The organism is Streptococcus infantarius subsp. infantarius ATCC BAA-102, assembly GCF_000154985.1.
Classification (GTDB): Bacteria; Bacillota; Bacilli; order Lactobacillales; family Streptococcaceae; genus Streptococcus; species Streptococcus infantarius.
The window spans coordinates 54,604-78,602 of sequence record NZ_DS572689.1; the positions used below are offsets into that span (position 1 = coordinate 54,604).

A 23,999-nucleotide genomic window follows, 5' to 3' on the forward strand; every position below is an offset into this window, starting at 1 on the left:
AAATAATTAGTTTTCATTTGGGTGACTAGCAATGATTTCTAGGTTGCCCTCAAATTTCCAAGTTTTCACATCGTTTGGAAGAATGAAATGGTCACCTTTTTTCACGTTATACACACAGTTATCAACAGTTAATCTACCTTGACCAGACAAAACACTGACCAAAAGATATGGAGCTGTTTGACTAAAAGCAACCTCACCAGACACCACCCATTTATAAACCGTAAAGAATTCATTTGACACCAAAAGGCTTGAAGTCAAGTTATCCACACCGAGAGTCACAGGGGTGCTGTTAGCTGGTTCACCAATGGTTAAGACATCGATTGATTGTTTGATATGAAGATCACGAAGATTCCCAGCAGCATCTCGACGGTCAAAATCGTAGACACGATAAGTTGTATCACTTGATTGTTGTGTTTCCAAAATCAAAATACCTTTACCAATGGCATGCATTGTGCCGCTTGGTACGTAGAAGAAATCACCTGCTTTGACTGGAACTTTTGTCAACAAATTATCCCAATCACCTGCTTCAATCATCTTGGCAAGTTCTTCTTTAGATTTGGCATTATGACCGTAAATAATCTCAGAATCTTCATCCGCTGAGATGACATACCAGCATTCTGTTTTACCAAGCTCACCTTCATGCTCAAGAGCGTAAGCATCATCTGGGTGAACTTGGACACTAAGCCAATCGTTGGCATCCAAAATTTTAGTTAACAATGGAAAGACTTCTGATTTTGGATTGCCAAAAAGCTCTTTGTGCTCACGATAAAGTTTATCTAAGCCTTGTCCTTTATAAGTCCCATTATCCACAATCGACACACCATTTGGATGAGCTGAGATTGCCCAGTATTCACCAGTCGTTTCTGTTGGAATATCGTAACCAAACTCATCACGAAGCTTAGTTCCACCCCAAATTTTATCGTGCATTTGCGCTTTTAAAAATAATGGTTCTGCCATAATTTATCCTTTCTTTCGGGGGATCTCCCCGTTCAGCAGTTAAGCCTGGAGACTTTTCTCCAGACTTAACCGTTACCCTATCGACTCTTAACTATTTTTAACATCTAGCAATGAATACCCGCGGACATCATAACGATTTCGCGTACGTGAATACTCAATCGGTCTACCATTTTCCAAATAAACCACTTGCTCAACTTGCAAAATTGGGTCATCATCCTTGCAAGCAAGGTAATCTTTGTCATAGTGGTCAGGCTTTTCAGCCGTAATATGACGATAAGACCCAGCAAATTTAAGTTCCAAAGTATTCCAAAGGTAATCATAAACGGATGCTAATAAAATACTATCATCCAGACCTGGAACTAAATCGCAAGCCATGTAAGTATGCTCAAGCGCATACGGCTCACCATCTAAGAGACGTAATCGAATAATCTTATAAACTGGCGTTGATTCTTCCACTTGAAGGCGCTCAGCCATTTCCGCATTGGGAAATTCAACCATAAACTCAATAATTTGACTCGTTAATTGTCGAGGGTCATCCTTCAAATCGTTACTTAAACCATTGTAGTTGTTCAATCGAAATTTTGAATCCTCTTTGTCCCAAAATGAGGAATTTAAAACCTTGGTGCCATTTCCTTGTTTTGAAATGACCAAGCCTTCGATGGTTAACATCTCAATAGCTTTTTTCACCGTCATTCGACTAACGCCAAATTCCTTTGCCAAATCAGACTGAATCGGCAACATGGAATCAATCGGATACGTTCCATCTGAAATTCTAGCTCGAATAATCCCTGCAATCTCTTCATATTTTGACATAGATCGCTCTTACTCTACTTGTATAGACTAATATTTTTAAACTATAGTCATATTATAGCACAGAGTCAGGTTGTTTGTCCAGCATGTGCAAGAATGGTAGCCAAATACAGCCAACAATCAAGCAGTCAACAATTTGAAGAAGTCCACCAGCAAGTGAGTTTGTCGCAATCATTCCACTAAAGAAGACAGGTACTGTCCAAGGAACTGAAACCCCTGTTGGTGCAGGAACAAGACCAATTGACATCACAAAGTAGTTAAGGGCTGTGACAATAATTGGTGAGATGACCCATGGAATAAGAATTGTAGCATTCAAAACGATTGGCAACCCAAAGATAACAGGCTCATTAACGTCAAAGCACCAGACATTGCACCAAACTCTGTCGGAGCTTGGATGCCAAATCGTTATTATGACGAATACCATATGCCAGGACGTCGCATGAATATTGATAAAGGCTGGGAAATTTACCCAGAAGCTATTTATGATATCGCCATTAACATCCGCGACAACTACAATAATATTCCTTGGTTCGTCTCTGAAAATGGTATGGGAGTCTCTCGCGAGGAACGCTTCATGGATGAAAACGGTCAAGTCCAAGACGACTACCGCATTGATTTCATCAAAGAACACCTTGCTTGCCTTCACCGTGGTATCCAAGAAGGTTCAATTGCTTTGGTTACCATCTTTGGACACCAATTGACTGCTGGTCTTGGATGAATGCTTACCGTAACCGCTACGGATTCATCTCAAATAATATCCACACTCAAATCAAAACCATTAAAAAATCAGGTGAATGGTTCAAACAAGTCACTATCGATAATGGTTTTACCGATTAATCCCTCCTAATCCCATATTTCAATCCTCCAATTAAAATTAATATTTATGATTATCTCCCATCCTCGATAATCAAAACTTCTATCCTTTTATTAATTCAAACAAAAAGCTCCCTTCCTCTAACCAAGGAAGGGAGTTTTTGATGATGATAAAAAGAGCGAGTTTGTCACTCGCTCATCTAATTTCAGTTATTTAAGTGCAAATCTTTGATACATTCCCATCATCTCGATAGCAACTTCTTTCAAAGTCATTGTCGTCATCAAATGGTCCTAGGCATGTACCATGATAATTTCAATTTTAATTTCGGTACCGCTTGCATATTTCTGCAACAAATCTGTTTGAGCATGGTGTGCCTGTAATAATTCTTCGTCAGCAGCAGCTAATTTTTCTTCCACCACTTCAAATTTACTTTCTTTCATGGCATCAAATGCTTCATGAACGTAAGTTCTAGCTGTTCCACTGTGTAAAATAATCTCAAAAGTGGCAAGTTGTAATTCTTCTTCTGTCATATCTTGCAATCCCTCATTAAATGCTTTATAAAATTAAGTTAGCCATTTTTTCAACTCCCATTGGAATTGGAACATAAGCTTGTGGTGGCACTTTAACGACTGGTCGTCCTGATTTTTCACCAGCAATCGCAAATTGGTTGTAGTACATAGTTGCTTGCGGGCTAACAAGATACAAATCATAAGTAGCATCCGTAATCACGCGCTCACCTTCGTTAGAGCTAATCGCTTCAACAGTAATATCTTTACCTTGATTTTTGAAAAATTCTATTGTTTTTTGAGCCATAAGTGATGATGACATTCCAGCAACACAAATAATTAATGCTTTTGACATGGGCATTCTCTCTTTTTGAATATAAATATTAGCTAAAGATGTTTTCACTCCCCAACATCTTTACCAAAAGTATGTCGCAGGTATTTTAATAAGTCTAGTTTTTTATTTTAAAAGAACAAACTTTTTTAAAAATCACATTTAAAATCCTACCAATTTCTCCAAGCTAATCATTTGTCTCTGCCCTTTCATTATGGTAAATTGACTAAAAACACTATTCACATGAGGTGTCTTATGACAGAAAAAACACTAACCATCGTCTACATTAGCTTAAGTGGCAATGTCCAGAGTTTTGTGAGACGTTTAGGAGAATATCTTCAGAACCACTATCAGCTCTCTAGCAAAGCCATCAATATCAAGGATCTTAACCACGAAACCTTTCCCGTTGCCTCACCTTTTGTGGCTATTCTGCCGACCTACCTTGAAGGTGGCAATGGCATTGATTCGGGTGATGTTGAGATTTTGACCACCCCACTTGGAGATTTCATTGCTGCCCATGATAATGACAAACATTGTTTTGGTATTATCGGCTCAGGCAACCGCAATTTCAATGAACAATACTGCTTAACAGCCAAACAATACGCCAACCGCTTTGGATTTCCCATGCTTGGGGACTTTGAACTCCGCGGCACAAGCTCAGATATTGAACGACTAGCAGAAGTTATCGTAGACCATTTTCAAAACTTTACACCTCAGTCAAAATGACTTTTTTTCTTCGTCAGAAACAAAGTCGCAAATAAATGTTATAATGACATTAGACTGTCGGAAATGTCCGACAAATGACTAGATGGTATTGGAGAGACAATGAAAACAACAGTTGATTATATTACAAAACTTGCAAATATCCCTTCACCTACTGGCTACACAAGCCACATTATGAATTACGTGATTGCTGAGCTTGAAAACTTTGGCTACGCTCCTGTCCGCACAAATAAAGGTGGCGTTATGGTCACTGTCACTGGTAAAGATGACAGCAAACACCGCGTGGTCACAGCTCACCTTGATACCCTTGGTGCTATGGTGCGAGCTGTCAAACCAGACGGTCGCCTTAAAATGGACCTTATCGGTGGCTTTGTCTACAACGCTATCGAAGGTGAAAATTGTACTATCCACGTTGCCAAAAATGGTAAAAAAATTAGTGGTACAATCCTTATGCACCAAACTTCTGTTCATGTCTACAAAGATGCTGGAACTGCTGAACGCAATCAAGCAAACATGGAAGTTCGTCTGGACGAAAAAGTGACCAACGAAAAAGAAACACGCGCCCTTGGTATCGAAGTTGGGGACTTTATCTCATTTGATCCACGCGTGGTTGTTACCGAATCAGGTTTCATCAAATCACGTCACTTGGATGACAAAGTATCAGCAGCCATTCTCATTGAATTGCTCAAAGAATACAAGGCTCAAAATATCACTTTGCCATACACAACTCACTTCTACTTCTCAGCTTTCGAAGAACTCGGTCATGGTGCTAACTCAAGCATTCCAGCTGCAACAGTCGAATACCTTTCAGTTGACATGGGGGCTATGGGTGACGACCAACAAACAGATGAATACAGCGTTTCAATCTGTGTCAAAGACGGTTCTGGACCTTATAACTACGAACTCCGCCAACACCTTGTTACCCTATCTGAAGAAAATAAAATCCCATACAAATTGGACATCTACCCATACTATGGTAGTGATGCCTCTGCTGCCCTTCGTGCAGGTGCCGAAGTCAAACACGCCCTCTTTGGCGCAGGCATCGAATCAAGCCACTCATACGAACGCACACACATCGACTCTGTCCAAGCAACAGAACGCCTTGTTGACGCTTACCTAAAAAGCCCAATTGTGGAGTAAAGATATATAACAAAATCTTTTTTCTGATACTTCCCTTAGGTGGTATGGTCGGCAGCGAATTTCTTCGAAATTCCATGCCTAAGTTTTGAGCCTAAAGTCTCAAAACTTCCCGGTGGCTGATTTATCATTATTTCAGCCACTTTCACCACGGTAGAAAGTATCACTCTATCGAGAGCAAAGCTCGCAATATTTCTAAAATCAAATTATAGTAAATAACTAATTTTAGATTTGTTTATATTTTAAAACGCCTTTTACCAAGGTGTTTTTTTTACACATCAAAATCGCCCCTGAAAACAGGAGCGATTTTTTTACAAAAAACAAACAAATAATTAGGAGGTAGAATTAGTTAGTAGTTAAGGTCGACAGCAAGACCGAAATGGTCACTGACGATTGGAGATTCACCACCATCAAAGACAACGGTTGAGGATTGAATCTCAATTTCTTTACTTGTAAAAACGTGATCAACCTTGAGTGACTGTTTATTTCCTTCCCAGCCATCAATATCTTCGATAATGGTGTGATCACCTTGAATGGATTTAGCCACTTTGTGACTATCTTGCAACTCAAGCGGGCTATTTAAAATCATATCATAGCCAGCCGTATCGGTAGGATTGTTGAAATCTCCCATAAGGACAAGTGGTTTAGGAAAATCGCTGAGCGCTTTTTCTAACTTTGCCCATTCACTTTCAAATCCTTTACCGAACCAAGACATATGAAGGCTCACCACGGTAACTGGTTTGCCATCAACTTCAGTCTCAGCCGCTAGGACACGTCTAGTATGATAATCATGCTCATCATCCACCTCTGAGACAAGAATATCTTTTACCTTAATTGGATTTTTCGATAAAATCACAACACCTTCATTGTACTTATCATATCCAATATGGTTATAAGCCCAAGACCAATAATAATGTCTTCCTTGGCTTTTGAGGTAATTGACCAATTGAAGAGCATAATTATCACAGTGTAATTCTGGGCTACCAGGTAATTTTTCATACCCTTCCACATCTTTTGCAGCTAAGCCTCGAATATCTTGGTTAATTTCTTGAAGACAAATGACATCATAATTCTCAATGTAAATATTTTCTGCCAAATCGAATAATTTTTTTAGCGAATTTGCCTCTAACCAAGAATGCGTATTAAGTGTTAAAAATTTTGCCATGTCCTTTCTCCTCAAGTTAAAGGAGAGTCCGAGATGTCTACCCCGGACTCCCTTCTATTTAGTTTTAACCCAAATCTCTTTATCACTATTAGTAATATAAGCTTAAAGTTCTACTTTTGCAACAGGTGTTTTAGCAGAAACTTTTCCTGTTTGTGTTAAATTGACTGCTTTAATTTCTGCTGTATTTGTGAAGGCAACAATGATTGTCGTTTCACGTCCTGCTGAACTGATAGCTGCCAAGTCAGCTACCACCAAAAGATCACCTTCTTGAACACGTTGACCTTCTGCTACTTTAACAGAGAATGGCACACCGTTAAGAGCAACAGTATCAAGTCCGATGTGAACAAGAACTTCAAGACCACTATCAGTCAATAAACCAAAGGCATGTTTAGTCGGGAAGACACTTGTGACAATACCTGACACAGGTGCATAAACATTACCATTTTCTGGTTCAACAGCGAAGCCATCACCCATCATTTTAGATGAAAATACGGGATCTTTAACAGCTGTGATTGGTTTTACTTCACCATCTGCGATTGATAGGACATCTTCTGTGACACCTTTATATGAGACTTTTGTAACATCATTACCTTTAACTTCTGCTAAGTCGATTGTTGGAATTTCAGCACCAGAATCAAGAAGGTCTTGAATATCAGATTTCAAGATATCTGCTTTTGGTCCGTAAACAGCTTGAACACCAGAGCCTTTGATAATGAGACCCATAGCACCAGCTTTTTTCCAAGTTTCTTCATCACCAACTCGTGCGACATCTTTGACAGTTACACGAAGTCGTGTCATACAAGCATCAACATCTTCAATGTTATCGCGGCCACCAAGGAGATTAATGATTTGAACGATTTGAGAGTTTGCAGATACTGTCGCACCAGTTGTTGATACAGCAGTGTCATCATCCATGTCATCGTAATTACCGTTACGACCTGGAGTGGCAAAGTTAAATTTCTTAATCATAAAGTCTGCGATGAAGTACATCACAACACCTGATAAGATAGAGCAAATAACAAAGTTAATTAAATCTCCACCAAGACCTGCTTTAAGAGCCATTGGTGTACGTGTCAAAAGTTCGATATTACCAAATGAATGGAGACGAAGGTTAACTAAATCAGAAAGAGCAAATGTCACCCCTTGTACAAGTGCGTATACAACATAAAGTGGCATTGCGACAAACATAAACATGTATTCGATTGGTTCAGTAACACCTGTTAAAAATGTTGCTGCTGCTGTTGAGATGAACATAGCAGTGTATTTTTTTTTCTTGTCAGGGTCAACATTACGGTACATTGCAAGGCTAAGCCCCATAAGTGTACCAGTTGCACCAATCATTTGTCCGACTTTGAAGCGGGCAGGTGTTACAGTTGCCATAAGGTGATGGTAATCTGAAGGATTTGAACCTTTAAGGTTGATAAGGTCTGTTACCCATGCTAACCAAAGTGGGTCTTGACCAAAGACTTCAGTACCTTTTTGAGCACCTGTCAAAATTTCATAAGTACCACCAAGTGAAGTGTAGTTCATTGGGATAGTAATCATGTGGTGAAGACCAAATGGAAGAAGCAAACGTTCCAAAGTACCATATAAAAATGGTGCTAAAAATGGTGCTGAATCTTGTGAAGATGCAATCCACATACCAAATCCGTTGATTCCTGATTGGATGATTGGCCAAACAAGTGACATGAACAAACCAACAAGAACTGAACGATAGATAACAACGAATGGTACGAAACGTTTACCATTAAAGAACGAAAGAACATCTGGTAATTTGCGGTAGTTATAGTATTTATTGTAAGCTGTTGCCCCAACAAAACCTGAGATAATACCTACAAAGACACCCATGTTAAGCGCTGGTTGACCAAGCACATTGACAAAGTAGTCAGAGACAAGCATCTTGCCACCGAGAACATTGTGAACAACACTTTTACTATCAGCGATCATATCAAGTGATACACCGTAAATGTGACCAGTGATCAAGTTGATAAGAATAAATGCGATACCAGCGGCGAATGCACCACCAGCACGTTCTTTTGCCCAGCTACCACCAATAGCTAGAGCAAACAAAATGTGAAGGTTATTGATAATCCCCCAACCAATTTGTGCGATAACATTACCAACAGTAGCAAGTACAGCTGAGTCAGCATTGATTAGCGAGAGCGAGTTACCAATACTAACCATCAATCCGGCTGCCGGCATAACGGCAATAACAACCATCAAGCATTTACCGAATTTTTGCCAAAATTCGAAGCTGGTCAATTTTTTAAATGCCTTCTTCATGAAATGACTCCTTAAAACTTTTTCTCGGAAACCATTTGCTTTACAAACAAAGCAATAACGTCACTAATATTACTTGTTTTTTGTAAAATAAATGATTTGTGAGTTGAATAATTTACGCAAACGTTTGCGTTGTTTTGATGATTCTATTATAGCACGTATTTTTATTTTGTAAAGCGTTTTCTAGAAAAAATTTAAAACAAAAAGAGTAAAGAGATGCTTTCCCAATGAAAAAAGCTTTCTTTACTCTTTTCATTTTTAATTAAAAACGCAAGGTTGATTCTCTTTCGATGATTTGATGAGGAATGATGACTTTCTGGCTTACGCTTTTTATAGATTTTTCTAAAAGCAATTGCGCTGCTTTTTCACCAAGCTGATAAGGAAAAATATCAACCGATGTCAAAGCTGGATTGGCAATTTCTGTAATCAAAGAATTGTTAAAGCTAATCACAGCATAAGACTTTTCTTGTTCGCCATTTTTAAGCAAACGTTGCAAACGGATAGCCATGATGTCATCACAAGCAATAAAAGCTTGTGTTTTTGGGTGTTCAGCTAAAAACTGCTGTAACTTAAGAATATTCTCATCTTCTTTGACCCTTGAAAAATGAAGAGACAAACTGTCTTTTTGATGTTCTTCCAGATAGTCGCGACAGCCTTGATAACGCTCAGTCTGCACCAATTCATTCATGTCAGTATAGGCAAAGACAAGATGTTCAAAACCTTTATTCACCATAAATTCAGCAACATCTCGCCCTGCCTGATGGTTATCATTATCCACAAATTGGACAGATTTGGTAGCAAGCTTTTCATAAGAACTTCCGACAACCACACAAGAAACTTTTTTCTGTTTTTTGACAAAATCAAAAACAGGGTCATCTTTGTGCGAATACAAAAAGATAAATTTGCTAATATTTCCACTGCGAATCAGTGCCTGACAATTTTTGCGTAGCTCATCTACCGTACGCCCACTTGCCAAGCTAACCATATAATCATACTCACTACAAACGCTTGAGATGCCTTGGATAATCTGCATGAAAAAAGGGTTATTACCAAGAGAGTCTTGTCTCTCGCGAACTGGCAGAACAATCCCTATGGTGTTAGTCGTGCGGTTAACCAAATTTTGCGCAGAATAATTTGGTGAATAATCTAATTCTTGCATAGCACGACGAACACGTTCCTTTGTCGCTTCACTAATCATGTCACTGTTATGCAAAGCTCTTGAAGCTGTTGACGTAGAGACGCCAGCAAGCTTTGCTACATTCTTTATCGTTGTCATTTTCTATCCTCATCTTGAAATCGTTATCTATAGGATAAGAATTTTTTAAAGCGCTGTCAATTAAAAAATAAAACAAGAGCGAGAAAAATCTCACTCTTGTTTTAATAATTCCAAAGCATAGCTGACGCTTGATAAAGCATAAAGCGGTGCTGTCTCTACACGCATGATACGCGGACCTAAGCCAATTTTCAGACCACCTTTTTCCTCGAACGCTGCAATTTCTTCTGGGGAAATCCCACCTTCTGGTCCGAAGATAAAGAGAATTTTCTCTCCCGCTTTAACTTGTGACAATTCACGCGCTAAAACAGCTGTTTCGCCTTCTTTTGCTGAGTCTTCATAGGCAATGAAAATCTTATCGAACTGCTCAAGCTCAGCCATAAAAGTCGCTCTTTTCTCAAAAAGAGTGACTTGAGGAATCACATTACGTTTGCTTTGCTCAGCAGCACCAAGCGCAATTTTTGCCAATTTGTCTGCTTTTTTAGCTAACTTTTTGCCATCCCATTTAACTACTGACCAATCTGCTGGGAATGCCCAAAGATTTGCCATCCCAAGTTCAGTACCTTTTTGAGCTAGAAATTCTAACTTATCCCCTTTTGGAAAACCAGCAGCAATCGTCACTTCAACTGGCATTTCAACATTGCTATCAAGCTCTTCAATGATTTCAAAACAATGCTCAGCACTGTCGATAACCTTTGCTAAACGCTTGATATGGTCATCAAAAACTAGCACCACTTCTTCATCTTCAGTCAAGCGCATAACGTTAAACATATGTTTTACCGTGTCTTTATCTGTGATTGTCACCACATCTTGAGCCTGTCCAGCTACAAAATATTGTTGCATTTATCCTCCAATTACACCTAAAATATCATCTGTTTTTTTGAAGACACAAGCATTCCACTCCCCTTGAACCATATGTGTTTCAAGGAAAAATCCTGCGTCTTCAGCTGACTTACGAACCATTTCCCATTTATCAGAAATAATTCCTGACATGATAAGGTAGCCTTCATCTTTCACAAGACGATAAGCATCTTCGGTCATGTTAACCAAGATATCCGCAAGGATATTTGCCACGATAACATCAGCTTGAATGTCTACACCTTGCAAAAGGTTACCAGTAGCCACGTGGATATTTTCAGTGTTGGCATTAAGGTCAATATTTTCTTGTGCCACGCGCACAGCTACTTCATCAAGGTCATAAGCGTAGATATCTTTAGCCCCAAGAAGTGAACTTGCAATTGAAAGCACACCTGAACCAGTTCCCACATCAATCACAGTTTCACCACCACGAAGCACTTGTTCAAGCGCAAAAAGACTCATTTTTGTCGTTGGGTGAGTTCCTGTACCAAAAGCCATACCTGGGTCAAGACGAATCGTCTTTTCACCTTCACTAGCTTCATAATCTGTCCAACTTGGAACAATTGTCAAATCATGACTAATACGTGTTGGCTCATAATATTTCTTCCAATTTTCAGCCCAATCTTGCTCAGCCAATTCTTGTGTCTCATAGTGAACCTCACCAGCATCCAGACCAAAATGTGTCAATTCAGCCAAACGTTTAGACGCTTCTTTTTCAACTTCTTCAATGTCAATGTGTTCAGGGTAGTAAGCCGTAATTTTCACAGTTTCTACTTGTTTGATTTCTGGGAAAACTTCACCGTATTTCCCGACGTGTCCAAGATAATCAGCACTATCATCGATAGCAACCCCTTGACTACCCAATTCAATCAAAATATTTGACGCAGCCTCTTCTGCATCACGTAAAACCTCAACAGTCAACTCTTGCCACTTGTCCATAATTAAGATACCAAGCCCGTAAAACACAAAGCCAAAATAGGAAAATCACCGACGGCGCTTGCGTCTAGGAGAATTTTATCTTTTTGGCACAGTGTTTCGGGCGGGTTCAGTTAAAATACTAACCGAACCTTTTCCTTTCTATCTAATCTATTTCAGGCGGAGCTATTAACTCTCTTTATCCACAATAAAACACCTGAACATTTACATATTGTTATAAATTTTCTTCTCTCTCTTTCAAAGTACATCCATTTGAATCCTTCCAATCAGTACGACCGTTTGTAGGCATACCTAAAACAAAAGATGCTGCATAAGATGGACTATTGAAAAATCGATTTTTCTTGAGGATACCATCCTTGATAATTCCCTCTTTCAGTAACTCTTGTCGCAAGTTACGAATAGATTCTGGAATTCCTTTACCATCTGTAAGTTCAATCATACTGCCTTCAAGAACAACAAATCCCTCTGCTGTCTGTCGGCAAGTTGCAATAATTTCACGGTTTGATCGCTTAATGTTACGTTTAAGAGCAAGAACAGTTTCAGCCTCAATTGGCTCTTCATCAACAGAATTGTCACCGTTAATCATAGGAACAAATACTCGATAACCAAGGGTTCCAATTATTGTTTTTGTATTCTCAACAACCTCATCCAGTTCAGATTGCTTTTCTTCAGTTACATTGCCAGAATTTGGTTCGTTACCATTTCGAACAACAAAACGATTTGCTTCGTTTGCTAGCTAAGTAAATCTGTTTTCCAAATAACTGATTTCAGTCGGCCCGAAGGAATTATTTTGAGTTGTTAATACAATGACATCATTGAAATAATCAGCATGATTATCCCTAGTATGCTCTTGAACACGTAACAAAACACCTTCACCATTCTTTCGGCTCGTTGCTTGACCAATATAAACTGTATCCTGCTGATTAGCATCATCACGACCGAGTAAAAAATAAACACCACTTTGTTTCATCTCAGGTCTTGATTTTAAATCACCTAATTGAATTCTAGGAATTTTATAAATCACGCCTGTCCAGTTGGATAAAGTACACTTAATCTTAGCAGTGACTTCACCATCCATCAGAAACATATTTATATTTTTACCTCTTTTTACCATCTTAATATCTCGGATATGCAAAGAATTCTGTTTCTTTTAACTCTGCTTTGCCTTTTTCAAAGCTCTCAGCATCCCATTCAAGAGCAAAGTCAGTTGCATTTTCATCTGCTAAGAAATCCATCAAATCATCAAGACCTTTAGTTGCAACGTCATTTAATGTTTCTGCAAAATACGCTAAAAATTCGCGTGAGAATCCTTTTTTCGCATCAAAAGGAACAGTCACCAAGTAGTCATCATGGTCAACTTTAGATTTTGCTTGGTTGTAAAATAGCACGTAATCTTCAAAAACGATATCCTCGCTGCTAACCTCACCTTGGTCGTCCACGGTTTCAACAGCAGCTTGGTTCTGCACTTCCAAAATAAAAGTCACTTCCACCGCATGATTTTTCTTATTCCAATCGATGGCATAATCAAAGGTGAAGTGCTTATCCATTTCTTCTTCTAATACTGATAAAAAGCCAAATTTAGCCATTAAAAATTTCTTCCAATCTTCTTTTGTGTTACAATTATTTTATCATACTTAAGGGGAAATGACATGCAAATACGACCAATGGAGCTAGAAGATATTGAACAAGTGGTTATACTAGAAAACCAAACATGGGATACATTTAACACGCCAGCTCCGCTACCTATTGCAAATAAGGATAAAATCATCAAAGATTTTGAAAATGGAACACATTATCTTGTCGCTGAAGAAAATCAGGACATTTTAGGTGTTCTTGATTACCATACTTATTATCCTTTCCCTAGCAGTCATCACGTGGTAACTTTTGGCATTGCCGTTTCTGAAAAAACGCGCGGTCAAGGTATCGGACGCAAACTTATCCAAACTTTCTTCGATATGGCAAAAGCTGACGGCTACCAAAAAGTTCTCATTCATGTGCTATCATCAAATGAAAAAGCCTGCACATTCTACGAAAAATTAGGCTTTAAACAAGAGGCTATTTTGAAAAATCAATTTTACCTAAACCATAATTACGTCGACGACCTCATGTACAGTTATTACTTGGAGGAAATACATGCCAAATAATCTCGCTTTACGGATGCGTCCTAAAAATATCGATCAAGTCATTGGACAAAAGCATCTGGTAGGCGAAGGAAAAATCATTCGCCGCATGGTAGAAGCTAATAAGCTTTCATCCATGATTCTTTACGGTCCTCCTGGAATTGGAAAGACCTCAATTGCTAGTGCTATCGCAGGAACAACCAAGTACGCCTTTCGGACCTTCAATGCCACAACCGACAGTAAAAAGCGCCTGCAAGAAATCGCTGAAGAAGCCAAATTTTCTGGTGGTCTGGTTTTACTCCTTGATGAAATTCATCGTCTCGATAAAACCAAACAAGACTTTCTCTTACCCCTACTTGAAAATGGAAATATCATCATGATTGGGGCAACCACAGAAAATCCATTTTTCTCAGTGACACCCGCCATTCGCTCCCGCGTGCAAATTTTTGAGTTAGAACCTCTATCAACCGACGATATCAAACAAGCCCTACAAACTGCATTATCAGATAAAGAGCGCGGCTTTGAATTTGATGTCGATATTGATGCGGATGCTCTTGATTTCATCGCAACAGCTACCAACGGTGATTTGCGCTCTGCCTTTAACTCGCTAGACTTAGCGGTCATGTCAACCAAAGCTGATGATAAAGGTATTCGCCACATTAACCTTGATACCGTTGAAAATAGCTTACAGCGCAGCTACATTACCATGGATAAAAACGGCGATGGACACTACGACGTGCTCTCAGCTCTTCAAAAATCCATCCGTGGTTCTGACGTTAATGCCAGCCTGCATTACGCAGCTCGCTTGATTGAAGCTGGAGATTTACCAAGCCTTGCTAGAAGACTGACTGTCATCGCGTATGAAGACATTGGTCTTGCCAATCCCGATGCCCAGATTCATACCGTCACAGCACTTGATGCAGCTCAAAAAATAGGTTTTCCTGAAGCCCGCATCTTGATTGCTAACGTCGTAATTGACCTAGCCTTATCACCAAAATCAAATTCAGCCTACACAGCTATCGACAAAGCTATCGCTGATTTGCACAAAAACGGCTCACTACCAATCCCACGCCATTTGCGTGATGGACACTATGCTGGTAGTAAAGAGCTAGGTAATGCTCAAGATTACAAATACCCTCACAACTATCCTGAAAAATGGGTGAAACAACAATACCTTCCAGATAAATTGGTCGGTAAAAATTATTTTGACCCCAACCAAACAGGAAAATACGAGCGTGCCCTCAGTGCCAATAAAGAACGCATCGATCATTTATCAAAATAATTACGACCTATTTTCTGTAAGTTTTCTTGAGTTTTTTCAAAAAACGCTTTCTAAAATTTCAGTTTATCCCTTGAAAAAATTTTTTAAAGTGGTATCATAATTACATAGGTTATTGCTGTGGCATACGAATTCACATCAATGTGTTGACCGACTAAATTTTTGTATTTCGGGAAACAGTAGTCTTTCTCCAGTATGCAAGCCGTCACACGCGGAAGCGACTAAGGAGAAGCGAGTTGCCCACCTGCTTTAAGATCGCGGGTTCAATACAAAGCGTGAATCACGGTGCCAATACAGCTTATTATCCTTCCTTAGCTCAGTTGGTAGAGCAGTGGACTCTTAATCCATGGGTCATAGGTTCGAGCCCTATAGGGAGGATTAAATATCATAAGAAAAAGCCCTTTGTTTAGGGCTTTTTGCTTGTTCTAAAATCGATTTGTTGCGAAATTTGTTGCGATTTTATAATAAATGTTTAACAGCTAGAAATTCCTCATCAATTTTTTCTTGTAAGGTATGTCCGTAAACTTCAACTAGCATAGAAATATCTTTATGACCTAATATTTTTGCAATAACACCAAGGTCAATCCCATTATGCCAAAGATAGCTACCATAAGTATGGCGTGCACCTTTTGTTGTGATAATGGGGCAAATGTCAAGTTCAGTAAGCATTATTTTCATAGCTTTATTGACAGTTGCAATATCTGGCATATCATGAACATAACCAAAATGTTGGAAAACCAGATTATTTTTATTACTAATTCCTAGCTCTTTGTTAGTCTTTTCTTGCATTTTCTTTAAGAAAGCAAATACTTTTAACATATCAGCAGTTATTGGAATACTCCTTACAGAAGTTTTATTCTTTGGTCCTGTAAATTGATGTGTAGCAGTATTATAACGTCTATATGTTCTAATTTCTTCTTTCTCAAAATCAATCTCTTCCCAAGTTAATCCAACCAATTCTGCAAATCTCATACCCGTTTTGAAAAGGAAAAATATAATATAGGGAACAATTGAATTTTGATAATCAAACTTAGCTTTTAAATAGATTAAAACAGTTTGGTAATCTTTTTCCGTGTGAAGATACTTTTCTTCGGTCTCTTGACCTTGTTTTGAAGAAAATAATTCTACATAGGCTGTAAAATCCTCAATGACAATTTTATCAGCAATCGCCATATGAATACTTGATTTTATATTGCTATTCAACCGACCTAAATGTTTTCTTGATACCTTTTTACCATACTCATTCATAATACGTTGATATTCACTAGGTTTTATTTTTGAAATTTTCTTATCTCCAAATAAGCGTATGATAACATTTTTTCGCATTAGATATTTTGACTTAGTAACATCACTCCTATCGCTTGATGAACTATTAGGACAAACAATTTATTCACGAGTTGATGTTACAAGATTTTTGTCTGATTTTGATGTTAGTGATATTAAGAACTTTTCTAAAGTAGAGCGAGATAAATTAAAGTGGGCTATTCTATTTGAAATGACGCAAAATAAAATTAAGGCATTCAATCTTAAAGACAATTTAATCACAAAATACAAATTAGATGATGATGAACGAGAAATTCTTAATACTATATTTATAGAAGTTGAGAAAGATATCTCAGAAGCATTTCCTCATAGAAAACACTAACTCTAACTGGAAGTAATCAGAAAATATTTAATATTAAATAGCACTATTTTTAGCAACTAGAAATTTATAAAAACACAACAAAACACTGCAAAGTAACTAACTTAGCAATTACTGCATAATCAATATCCTTATTTACCTAACATGTAAACTTTACCCAATTACCAACCATAAATAAAAGCGAACAAATTGGAGTTCTAACCAATGTTGTTCGCTTTTATATTTTAAAAAATTCTCAGTTATAAAGTTACCAATTAGGATAAGTAAGGTAGAGTTAGCTTTAATTATAAATACGCTATTCCCACTTTATATTTGAATCAATAAGTCGTGTTAAATATTGTATTTTTTGTTTCATATTCTCTTGACTGGTACCTTTAAATAAAATAATACCTATATGATTCATATATTCCGTAGATTTGTAGTGCTTACCTATTTTATGATTTTCATAAAAATCAATGACATTTAAATCTTGCTTAATTTTACTTACGTCATATTCAATTAATTTTTTATTCTGTGGAAAAACTGTTAAAAAACCAAAATTTTCTGGCTCATTTTTTAAAGGATAAGTCACTTTTTGTCCAACTTGTAAATAAAAGGAAACTTCATTCATGATAATGCCATATTTTTTTTCAATCGTATCGCTTATCATTAGACCACCTGTACGGCTTGCTATTTCTATAAAATAAGGCGTTTTATCTTTCTCTGAAATTATAAACTCTGCGTGGATAGTGCCATTATTAAAATTAGATTTTTCCACAAATTTTTTAGTCTCCCCTTTTAATAGTAAAAACTCCCAATCTGATTTATTTATTGTAAAGTCTGCAAAAGTTATTGTTGTATTTTGCGTACTTTCCATTAATGTTGTACTTTTTCCTAGACTATTCCAGTATTTAGAAACTGATACAAATTTAAGCTCATTATTTTCAACAATTCCGTCAACATGATACGTATCACCTAAAATAAACTGTTCTACATCATAATTTTCTCCCCAGAGACTCTTCTTTTCTAAGTAGTCATCATACTCCTCTTTATTTTTTAGAACCTGAACTCCCTCAGAACCCGATTTTGATAAAGGCTTGATTAAGATAGGAAAACCAATTTTTGAAACCTTTTCCATCAACTCACAAGGCTCCGAAAAAGTGCTGAATTCTGGAACATTTAATCCGATTATTTTAGCAAATTGCTTCATGATATATTTGTCCCTATAAAGAAGTGCTGAAAAATAATTTTGCCCTTGTATTCCCAAAAGCTCTCTCAACTTTGCTACTCGCAAAATATCCTTTTCAGAGAGAGCAATAAGTAAATCAAATTTCTCCTGTTGGTGAAGTTTAATAACTAAATTCTCAAGCTCCTCATCATCATTGTATTTTTCAAAATATATAAATTGATTAATATCTTTAAGCAATGATTTATCAACTTGATAACTCGAGATTAAGGTAGTATCAAGATTATCATTAAGCCAATTTGAAATAGGTGCTCTAAGCCAAGTCACAGTATTTATAACACATATTCTTTTTTTCATTTTATTCTCCATTTTCTCTGAGTTTTATACTTGGAAAATATTTAGTCAGACCTAACCAAGCTAAAATAGACGACAGTGTTAATATAAGAATTCCAAAAATCAAAATTCCCCTTTTAAAATCAAAATTTATAATATAAGAAAATATTGGAATAATACAAAGTGTTTCACCGGAAACCATCATATCCCTAAAGCTTGATATCTTTCCATGAAATTTTTGAGATATTCCTTTATGCAGAATTGTTTGAAAAAGGGAAATAGAGGTACCTGTAAAAACTCCTATAATAAATATTAGAATAAATGTACTATACGCCGTTGAAAAATAGTTCATTAAAATAATCGTTATTCCTTGGACAAACAGTCCTATCCATAAAATGTAATTAAAGTCACACTTTGAAAAGACTATGTTAATTAACAAAAACGAAATAATTGCACCTGCAGCATAGCCACCATCAATGAGAGAAATAAAAGCTGAATTATGTAATACTGTTTCAGCATATTTTATACCTATTAAATTAATAAAATTTATTGTCAAATAATCAAAAGTTGAAAATAAAACAAGGAAAAATACTTTATGATTAAGAAATAGCTCCTTTACTAATGAAAACCAACTTTTATAGATTTCTGAAATCTTCGATAAAGGCCCTATTCTTCCCTCTTTAGTAGTGCTTGTAAGAATTACCCTATATGTACATAAGCAAGATATAAGAAAACTAATGCCATTTAATAGAAAAGTAAGTGGAAGCAAATTAAAAAAAATAAAAGGTGCAATGAGAGTGGAGCCAAGTAGTAAACCTCCTTGTTTAACAGAACTTCTTAGCCCATTTAATTTAACCAAACTTAAATCTTTTCTATCAATCTCTGGAAGAAGCTTAAAATTTGCAGCTCTAAAAAAAGGAGATATACAACTAATAACAGTCGTTAATAAAAATAAAAGCAAACTTACACCGTTAAGATAAATTAATGAGAAGGCATACAATATTATTAATATCGCTTGTATTAAATCTGAATAAATTGAAATCTTTTTAGAATCATATGCATCAGCAACATAGCCCGCAAGTAGGTTAAGCGAAAACGTTGTTATAGACTGAATGATAATCACACCACCAACTCCAGCTACTGTACCAGTTTTATCAAAAGCTAACTTACTAACAGCTAAGGAAAACATTCCATCACCTATACTAGATATGAAAGTTCCTATTAAATAAAATTTTACAGACGTTGAATAGGAGAAAAGTTTTTTATTAAAAAAATTCATAGTATCCCCTTATTAATGAATGTCAATTTTAAATTACATATTTACTTTACTTCAAATCTATATTTATTTTTTGCTCTTAATAGTGACTTTTCAACTTCTTTATATTTGAAGCAGCTACATTATTCTACCTGTGTAAGTGAGCCGTATTTTAGGAGGAGAATAACTTCATCTCCACCTCTTTCAAGGATAAACATCTAACATTAGAATCTTCAAAGATTTCTGGTAGACCTCCTACTCTAGACACCTCACCCTCTTTTTCAGACATAAAATCTTCTTGCCCAACAACATACTTAGGAGATTGAGACCAACTTTCAAAAAAGATTTTTTTATCGATTGGCTGATTCAAAGCATTCTTTATGGTTTCTTCAATAAATGAAACTCCTGATGCCAATTTTACTAAATGTGTTGTTATAAAGCCGCCTCCCGGTCGTGCAGCTATCTCAATAACTTTTAAAGTCTCACCGACTACTTTTACTTCAGCATGAAAGGCACAGGCTGTAAGTCCTAGTGATTTTACTGCGGACTTTACCTTTTCGCTGTATAGTTTAAGAAATTTAGGAGATTTTTGAGATGGTTCTACTTCTTTATATTCTGTTGAATACTCATCCGTAACATATTTATCAGTCATACCTGCTATCACTACTTCTCCAGTTACTGATGAAACAAAACCTTCTACTGACATTTCATCACCAGAAAGTAATTCTTCATAAATATATTCATCAGGAAAGTATTTATAAACTTTGTCCCTTGAAATTCTAGTTTCTGACCTTACTCGTTCAAATACACTTTCCAAATTAGTTTCCGAATATATTTTTACAATCGTTTTACTACCAGAAGCCCCTACTGGTTTTAATACCCCTGGAGTACCTATTACATCAACTGCTTCTTTGAATTCGCTAAGATTTGTAACTCTCAAGAATTTTGGGCATAGTTCTGGGTTTTCTTCTGAAATAGCTTTCCGCATCAAAAACTTATTCCTAGCATTCTTACTTGCTTCAATATTTGGAGCAGGTATATCTAACTTTTCAGCAATAAGTGAGACTAACTCGATATCTCTATCTGACCAAGTTAGGACACCATCAATGGGCTTATCTTTAGCAAACTCTATAACTTTTTGAAGTGCATTAGCCATATCATATGTATCCGTAATAATAAAATTATCTTCTGATATGTATCCATCATCAATTTGTGGCTTTATATCTGCAAGAAGTACAACTTCAACCCCTAATTTTTTTGCTGCGTACAATGGCTCCATACGTTCAACATAATGTGAACGCAAATTAATGAATAAAATTCTTTTCACTTTAATACCTCTTTTTCTTCAATTCAGCTAAATTTTTAGTATAATTATCTCTATTTACTTGTTGTAACGCAAAAGAAAAATCTTTTTTATCTGTAATTATATCAAAAATTGCTTGTCCAATGACTTTAACGTACTTAGAATATATTATTACATTTTCTAGGTCGCTTATTGAATATTCATTATCTCCTCTTCTAAAAGTTCTCACATCCATTAATGCTTTGTATGCTCTACCATTAATAGTCATAGTTAAAGGAACTCTTATACAATTATTAATATCCAATTTGACGTGACCAACATGATGATATTTATCTTTATTCGTAACATCAGACAAAACTGCTGAAAAATAAAAATCCCGTTCACTAAAATCAACCTGCTCACAATTAATAAAATTCCCTGGCATATAATGCCATCCATTGTACAGCATACGTGAATTTATTGCCATTCCAATTTTTGAAAGTAAATCAACTGGAACATTCTCTAACATATTTTTACTTGGGGTAACAAGACAATAATAATTTTTAGGACTAAGAGAGATAATATTTTGATAATCTTTTTCTGAATCTAATTTTATTAATAAGCCAACATTACCAAAATATCTTGAAAATGCAATATCACTGTGAGTAATATCGGATAAACGTAGAAAAATAAAATTTAATAAATCTAGAAAACGCTCTTCAAGATGGGATAAATCTCTTTGAAAATATTCTTTAATACTTGTTTGAAATTCTTCTAAACTGTTAGATTTCACTCCAAATGTATCGTACAATTCGCTACTCAAATCTGAATCGAAAACGAATTTAGAAAGGAGGTCTTCGTTTTGAATGAACTCTTCTGACTTTTGTAGAGATAAACCATTAATTCCTCTATAAATAACAGTTGTTTTCGATATTTTCTCCCACTTCTCCTTTAGTTTTTGTACTTTATTATCTAATTCAAGTTCTGAAAAATCCCCTAAAAATTCTACATCCGTATCTCCAAGAAGTCGTTTGTATTGATAATACTTAAATTCTAGATACTCTTCTAAATTACCTAAGGAAATTTGCTTTCCATTAAATTCTTCTAAGCGTGTCTGTATTCCAGAATTCAGTATATAATCCGTAAAACATACAAATATGTAGTCGTTTTCTTCCCACTTTTCCAATGGACTTTCAAGCCAATATTCTAGTAGACAATTTCTGTTAATTTCTTTAGTTTTGCTACTTAAATTATTAAGATAATCAAAATTTGAATAGCACGACGCTCCTACATAATAAATTACCGGAGCCATATGTAACAAATAATATTTTATTCTTAATAAACGTTGTTGCAAACCAGCTTCATCTAATTTTTTAAGTAAACTATAGCATCTTTTATACTCTTTTCTCATCACTTCACTACCTTGTTTACAAATTTCATGCCACCTATCTTTAGATAGCATAAAAGATAGTACAAATTTACAATTTTCATCTTCTAATAGTTCTACATCAGAAAATTCTATTTTGTTATTTCTAAAATAACAATGTAGTTTTATTGTTTGTTCAGAATCCTCAGGTAAAATTTGCAGATTCTCAATAACTTTAACATCTCTATTTGATAAAGGAAGTATTGCTTCATCAAATTCTTGTTTTCCATCTAATGTTAATAATAATCTTAAAGCAATCAAAATATCTTTTTCTTTTCTTGCTTTTTCAATAACTGTATCAACAAGCGATTTGTAGTCACCAGCAACCATTATTATTCATCTCCAAAAAATTTAATAAGTCTTTTTCCTGCCTCCTGAATCTCATCAAACGACTTAGCATAAGATATTCTCACATTCCTTGGTGCATTGAAAAATGAGCCTGGAGTTAATGCAACTCCTACCTCAGATAATAATAATTCACAAAAGTCCTCATCACTAGTAATTATATGTCCAAAAAACTTCTTCCCGAATAATTTTTCTAAGTTCGGGAACAAATAAAAACTTCCATCTGGTCTATTAGGTAATAATAAGTCAGTATTATCTGTTATAATATCCATTAAATAATCTCTACAAGTCTTTAAATCCTCTACATGTGAGTAATCAAAATTTAAAACCGCATTCTCTGCTGCTACCTGAGAGATAGAGGAAATACTGGCTGTAATTTGACTTTGAAAAGCCGATATTTTTGTTGCAATCTCAATAGGAGCAGCAGAATATCCTATTCTCCAACCAGTCATGCCAAATGATTTTGAAAAACCGTTAATAGTAATTGTATTTTCATACATATAATCAGATAAAGAGGCGGGAGAAATAAAATCTATATCATAGACCAATCTCTCATAGATTTCGTCACTTATAACAATTAATCCATTTTCTTCAATAATTCTGGCTAATTCTACCATTTCTTCTTTATGATATGTTGCTCCTGTAGGATTTGATGGACTATTTAGTAATAAGACTTTGGTCTTATTACTAATATTTTTTTCCAATATATCTGGAGTAAGTTTAAAATTTGTTTCTTCATTTAATTGAACCATATTAGGAATCCCACCAACAAGTCTAACTTGTGCCTCGTAGCTTGGCCAAGCAGGAGTGGGGATGATAACCTCATCTCCATAATTTACCAGCACTGAGAGAGTATTAAAAAGTGCCTGTTTTCCTCCCGTAGATACTGTAATTTGTTGCGGACTATAATTCAAATTATTTTCTTTACTAAGCTTCTCACATATATTCTTTCTTAATGAAAGAATCCCTGAACTATTCGTGTAATGTGTGAAATGCTTTTGTATAGCAGAAATTGCTGCTTCACTTGATACTATTGGTTCATAGTAATTCGGTTCACCTACTGTAAGATTGATTATATCTTTCCCCTGTCCTTTTAAAAAATTTATCCTGTCATTTAATTTTAAAGTTGGAGAATCCTTCAAATAATCTATTCTTTTTGAAAATTCAGTCATTTTTCACCTCATTATCTAAAATATCTGTACAAACTATATAACATACAACTACTATCATAGTATATATTATCCGCCGACAATAATAATTATTCCCACAATTATCGTTACTATTCGAAAAAATTTGTTCATAATATTTCTCCTTTATTTCCGATTATTGTATAATAAATTTAAAGCAACTTAATTTTTGTTG

At 35.9% G+C, this 23,999-nt stretch carries 19 protein-coding genes, 1 tRNA gene, 1 other RNA gene and 5 pseudogenes; 8 read left to right on the plus strand and 18 right to left on the minus strand.

Annotated elements, in window-relative coordinates; translation table 11 throughout:
* Positions 1-6 precede the first annotated feature (6 nt).
* The 3 genes and pseudogenes from manA to STRINF_RS03665 all read right to left on the minus strand — a co-directional run.
* Complete coding sequence (manA, locus tag STRINF_RS03655; RefSeq protein WP_006531675.1) at positions 7-957, minus strand: mannose-6-phosphate isomerase, class I; 951 nt, start codon at positions 955-957, stop codon at positions 7-9.
* Positions 958-1,044: 87 nt separating this feature from the next.
* Positions 1,045-1,770 carry a GntR family transcriptional regulator gene (locus STRINF_RS03660; RefSeq protein WP_006531676.1) on the minus strand — a complete coding sequence of 242 codons (726 nt, stop codon included), beginning with the start codon at positions 1,768-1,770 and terminating at the stop codon, positions 1,045-1,047.
* Positions 1,771-1,822: 52 nt separating this feature from the next.
* Positions 1,823-2,125, minus strand: a pseudogene (locus STRINF_RS03665) (PTS cellobiose transporter subunit IIC); the annotation flags it as partial.
* Between STRINF_RS03665 and STRINF_RS09835 the strand changes: the two are divergent.
* Positions 2,120-2,604 (plus strand): annotated as a pseudogene (locus tag STRINF_RS09835) (family 1 glycosylhydrolase); the annotation flags it as partial. The pseudogenes STRINF_RS03665 and STRINF_RS09835 sit on opposite strands and share 6 nt — an antisense overlap.
* 186 nt (positions 2,605-2,790) lie before the next feature.
* Here the strand turns inward: STRINF_RS09835 and STRINF_RS03675 are convergent.
* Positions 2,791-3,111 (minus strand): annotated as a pseudogene (locus STRINF_RS03675) (PTS cellobiose transporter subunit IIA).
* A gap of 25 nt (positions 3,112-3,136) precedes the next feature.
* Positions 3,137-3,442 carry a PTS cellobiose transporter subunit IIB gene (locus STRINF_RS03680; protein WP_043878318.1) on the minus strand — a complete coding sequence of 102 codons (306 nt, stop codon included), beginning with the start codon at positions 3,440-3,442 and terminating at the stop codon, positions 3,137-3,139.
* A 219-nt stretch (positions 3,443-3,661) separates the two neighbouring features.
* Here STRINF_RS03680 and nrdI point away from each other — a divergent pair, with 219 nt between their 5' ends.
* Together nrdI and STRINF_RS03690 are read left to right on the plus strand one after the other, a co-directional pair.
* Positions 3,662-4,144, plus strand: a complete 483-nt coding sequence (gene nrdI / locus STRINF_RS03685; protein WP_398577250.1) for a class Ib ribonucleoside-diphosphate reductase assembly flavoprotein NrdI — start codon at positions 3,662-3,664, stop codon at positions 4,142-4,144.
* Positions 4,145-4,243: 99 nt separating this feature from the next.
* Positions 4,244-5,281: a M42 family metallopeptidase gene (locus STRINF_RS03690; RefSeq protein WP_006531683.1), complete on the plus strand. Its 1,038-nt coding sequence runs from the start codon at positions 4,244-4,246 to the stop codon at positions 5,279-5,281.
* Between the two features lie 346 nt (positions 5,282-5,627).
* Here the strand turns inward: STRINF_RS03690 and STRINF_RS03695 are convergent, their stop codons facing one another.
* From STRINF_RS03695 to STRINF_RS03725, 7 genes and pseudogenes are all read right to left on the minus strand, one after another.
* Entirely contained in the window at positions 5,628-6,443 is an 816-nt protein-coding gene (locus STRINF_RS03695; protein ID WP_006531684.1) for an endonuclease/exonuclease/phosphatase family protein, read from the minus strand.
* Positions 6,444-6,545: 102 nt separating this feature from the next.
* Positions 6,546-8,726, minus strand: coding sequence for a PTS transporter subunit IIBC (locus tag STRINF_RS03700; RefSeq protein ID WP_006531685.1), 2,181 nt, complete (start codon positions 8,724-8,726; stop codon positions 6,546-6,548).
* Positions 8,727-8,985: 259 nt separating this feature from the next.
* Positions 8,986-9,999: a LacI family DNA-binding transcriptional regulator gene (locus STRINF_RS03705; RefSeq protein WP_006531687.1), complete on the minus strand. Its 1,014-nt coding sequence runs from the start codon at positions 9,997-9,999 to the stop codon at positions 8,986-8,988.
* Positions 10,000-10,089: 90 nt separating this feature from the next.
* Positions 10,090-10,839: a 16S rRNA (uracil(1498)-N(3))-methyltransferase gene (locus tag STRINF_RS03710; RefSeq protein ID WP_006531688.1), complete on the minus strand. Its 750-nt coding sequence runs from the start codon at positions 10,837-10,839 to the stop codon at positions 10,090-10,092.
* Entirely contained in the window at positions 10,840-11,793 is a 954-nt protein-coding gene (gene prmA / locus STRINF_RS03715; RefSeq protein WP_006531689.1) for a 50S ribosomal protein L11 methyltransferase, read from the minus strand.
* Between the two features lie 211 nt (positions 11,794-12,004).
* Positions 12,005-12,904: pseudogene (locus tag STRINF_RS03720) on the minus strand (GIY-YIG nuclease family protein).
* 1 nt (position 12,905) lies between these two features.
* Positions 12,906-13,376 carry a DUF3013 family protein gene (locus STRINF_RS03725; protein WP_006531693.1) on the minus strand — a complete coding sequence of 157 codons (471 nt, stop codon included), beginning with the start codon at positions 13,374-13,376 and terminating at the stop codon, positions 12,906-12,908.
* 63 nt (positions 13,377-13,439) lie between these two features.
* Here STRINF_RS03725 and STRINF_RS03730 point away from each other — a divergent pair, with 63 nt between their 5' ends.
* From STRINF_RS03730 to STRINF_RS03740, 4 genes are all read left to right on the plus strand, one after another.
* Positions 13,440-13,934, plus strand: coding sequence for a GNAT family N-acetyltransferase (locus tag STRINF_RS03730; protein WP_006531694.1), 495 nt, complete (start codon positions 13,440-13,442; stop codon positions 13,932-13,934).
* Entirely contained in the window at positions 13,924-15,192 is a 1,269-nt protein-coding gene (locus STRINF_RS03735) for a replication-associated recombination protein A (protein ID WP_006531695.1), read from the plus strand. Before STRINF_RS03730 ends, STRINF_RS03735 begins: the two co-directional genes overlap by 11 nt.
* Positions 15,193-15,301: 109 nt before the next feature.
* Positions 15,302-15,493: non-coding RNA, 6S RNA (gene ssrS, locus STRINF_RS09840), on the plus strand.
* A 1-nt stretch (position 15,494) separates the two neighbouring features.
* Positions 15,495-15,567: transfer RNA gene (locus STRINF_RS03740), tRNA-Lys, on the plus strand.
* Positions 15,568-15,648: 81 nt separating this feature from the next.
* Here the strand turns inward: STRINF_RS03740 and STRINF_RS03745 are convergent.
* Positions 15,649-16,551, minus strand: a pseudogene (locus STRINF_RS03745) (site-specific integrase); the annotation flags it as partial.
* Positions 16,552-16,603: 52 nt separating this feature from the next.
* On the opposite strand from STRINF_RS03745, the gene STRINF_RS03750 reads away from it, so the two are divergent.
* The gene (locus STRINF_RS03750; RefSeq protein ID WP_006531697.1) at positions 16,604-16,834 is read left to right on the plus strand and encodes a hypothetical protein; all 231 of its coding nucleotides are present in this window, start codon (positions 16,604-16,606) and stop codon (positions 16,832-16,834) included.
* A 292-nt stretch (positions 16,835-17,126) separates the two neighbouring features.
* On the opposite strand, the gene STRINF_RS03755 is transcribed toward STRINF_RS03750, so the two are convergent.
* The 5 genes from STRINF_RS03755 to STRINF_RS03775 form a co-directional block, all read right to left on the minus strand.
* Positions 17,127-18,353, minus strand: coding sequence for an ATP-grasp domain-containing protein (locus STRINF_RS03755; protein WP_043878319.1), 1,227 nt, complete (start codon positions 18,351-18,353; stop codon positions 17,127-17,129).
* 1 nt (position 18,354) lies between these two features.
* Entirely contained in the window at positions 18,355-19,608 is a 1,254-nt protein-coding gene (locus STRINF_RS03760; RefSeq protein ID WP_006531699.1) for an MFS transporter, read from the minus strand.
* A 148-nt stretch (positions 19,609-19,756) separates the two neighbouring features.
* The gene (locus STRINF_RS03765) at positions 19,757-20,911 is read right to left on the minus strand and encodes an ATP-grasp domain-containing protein (RefSeq protein WP_223903589.1); all 1,155 of its coding nucleotides are present in this window, start codon (positions 20,909-20,911) and stop codon (positions 19,757-19,759) included.
* Position 20,912: 1 nt separating this feature from the next.
* Positions 20,913-22,622, minus strand: a complete 1,710-nt coding sequence (locus STRINF_RS03770; RefSeq protein ID WP_006531701.1) for a hypothetical protein — start codon at positions 22,620-22,622, stop codon at positions 20,913-20,915.
* Positions 22,623-22,624: 2 nt separating this feature from the next.
* The gene (locus STRINF_RS03775) at positions 22,625-23,809 is read right to left on the minus strand and encodes a pyridoxal phosphate-dependent aminotransferase (protein WP_006531702.1); all 1,185 of its coding nucleotides are present in this window, start codon (positions 23,807-23,809) and stop codon (positions 22,625-22,627) included.
* Between the last annotated feature and the right edge of the window lie 190 nt (positions 23,810-23,999).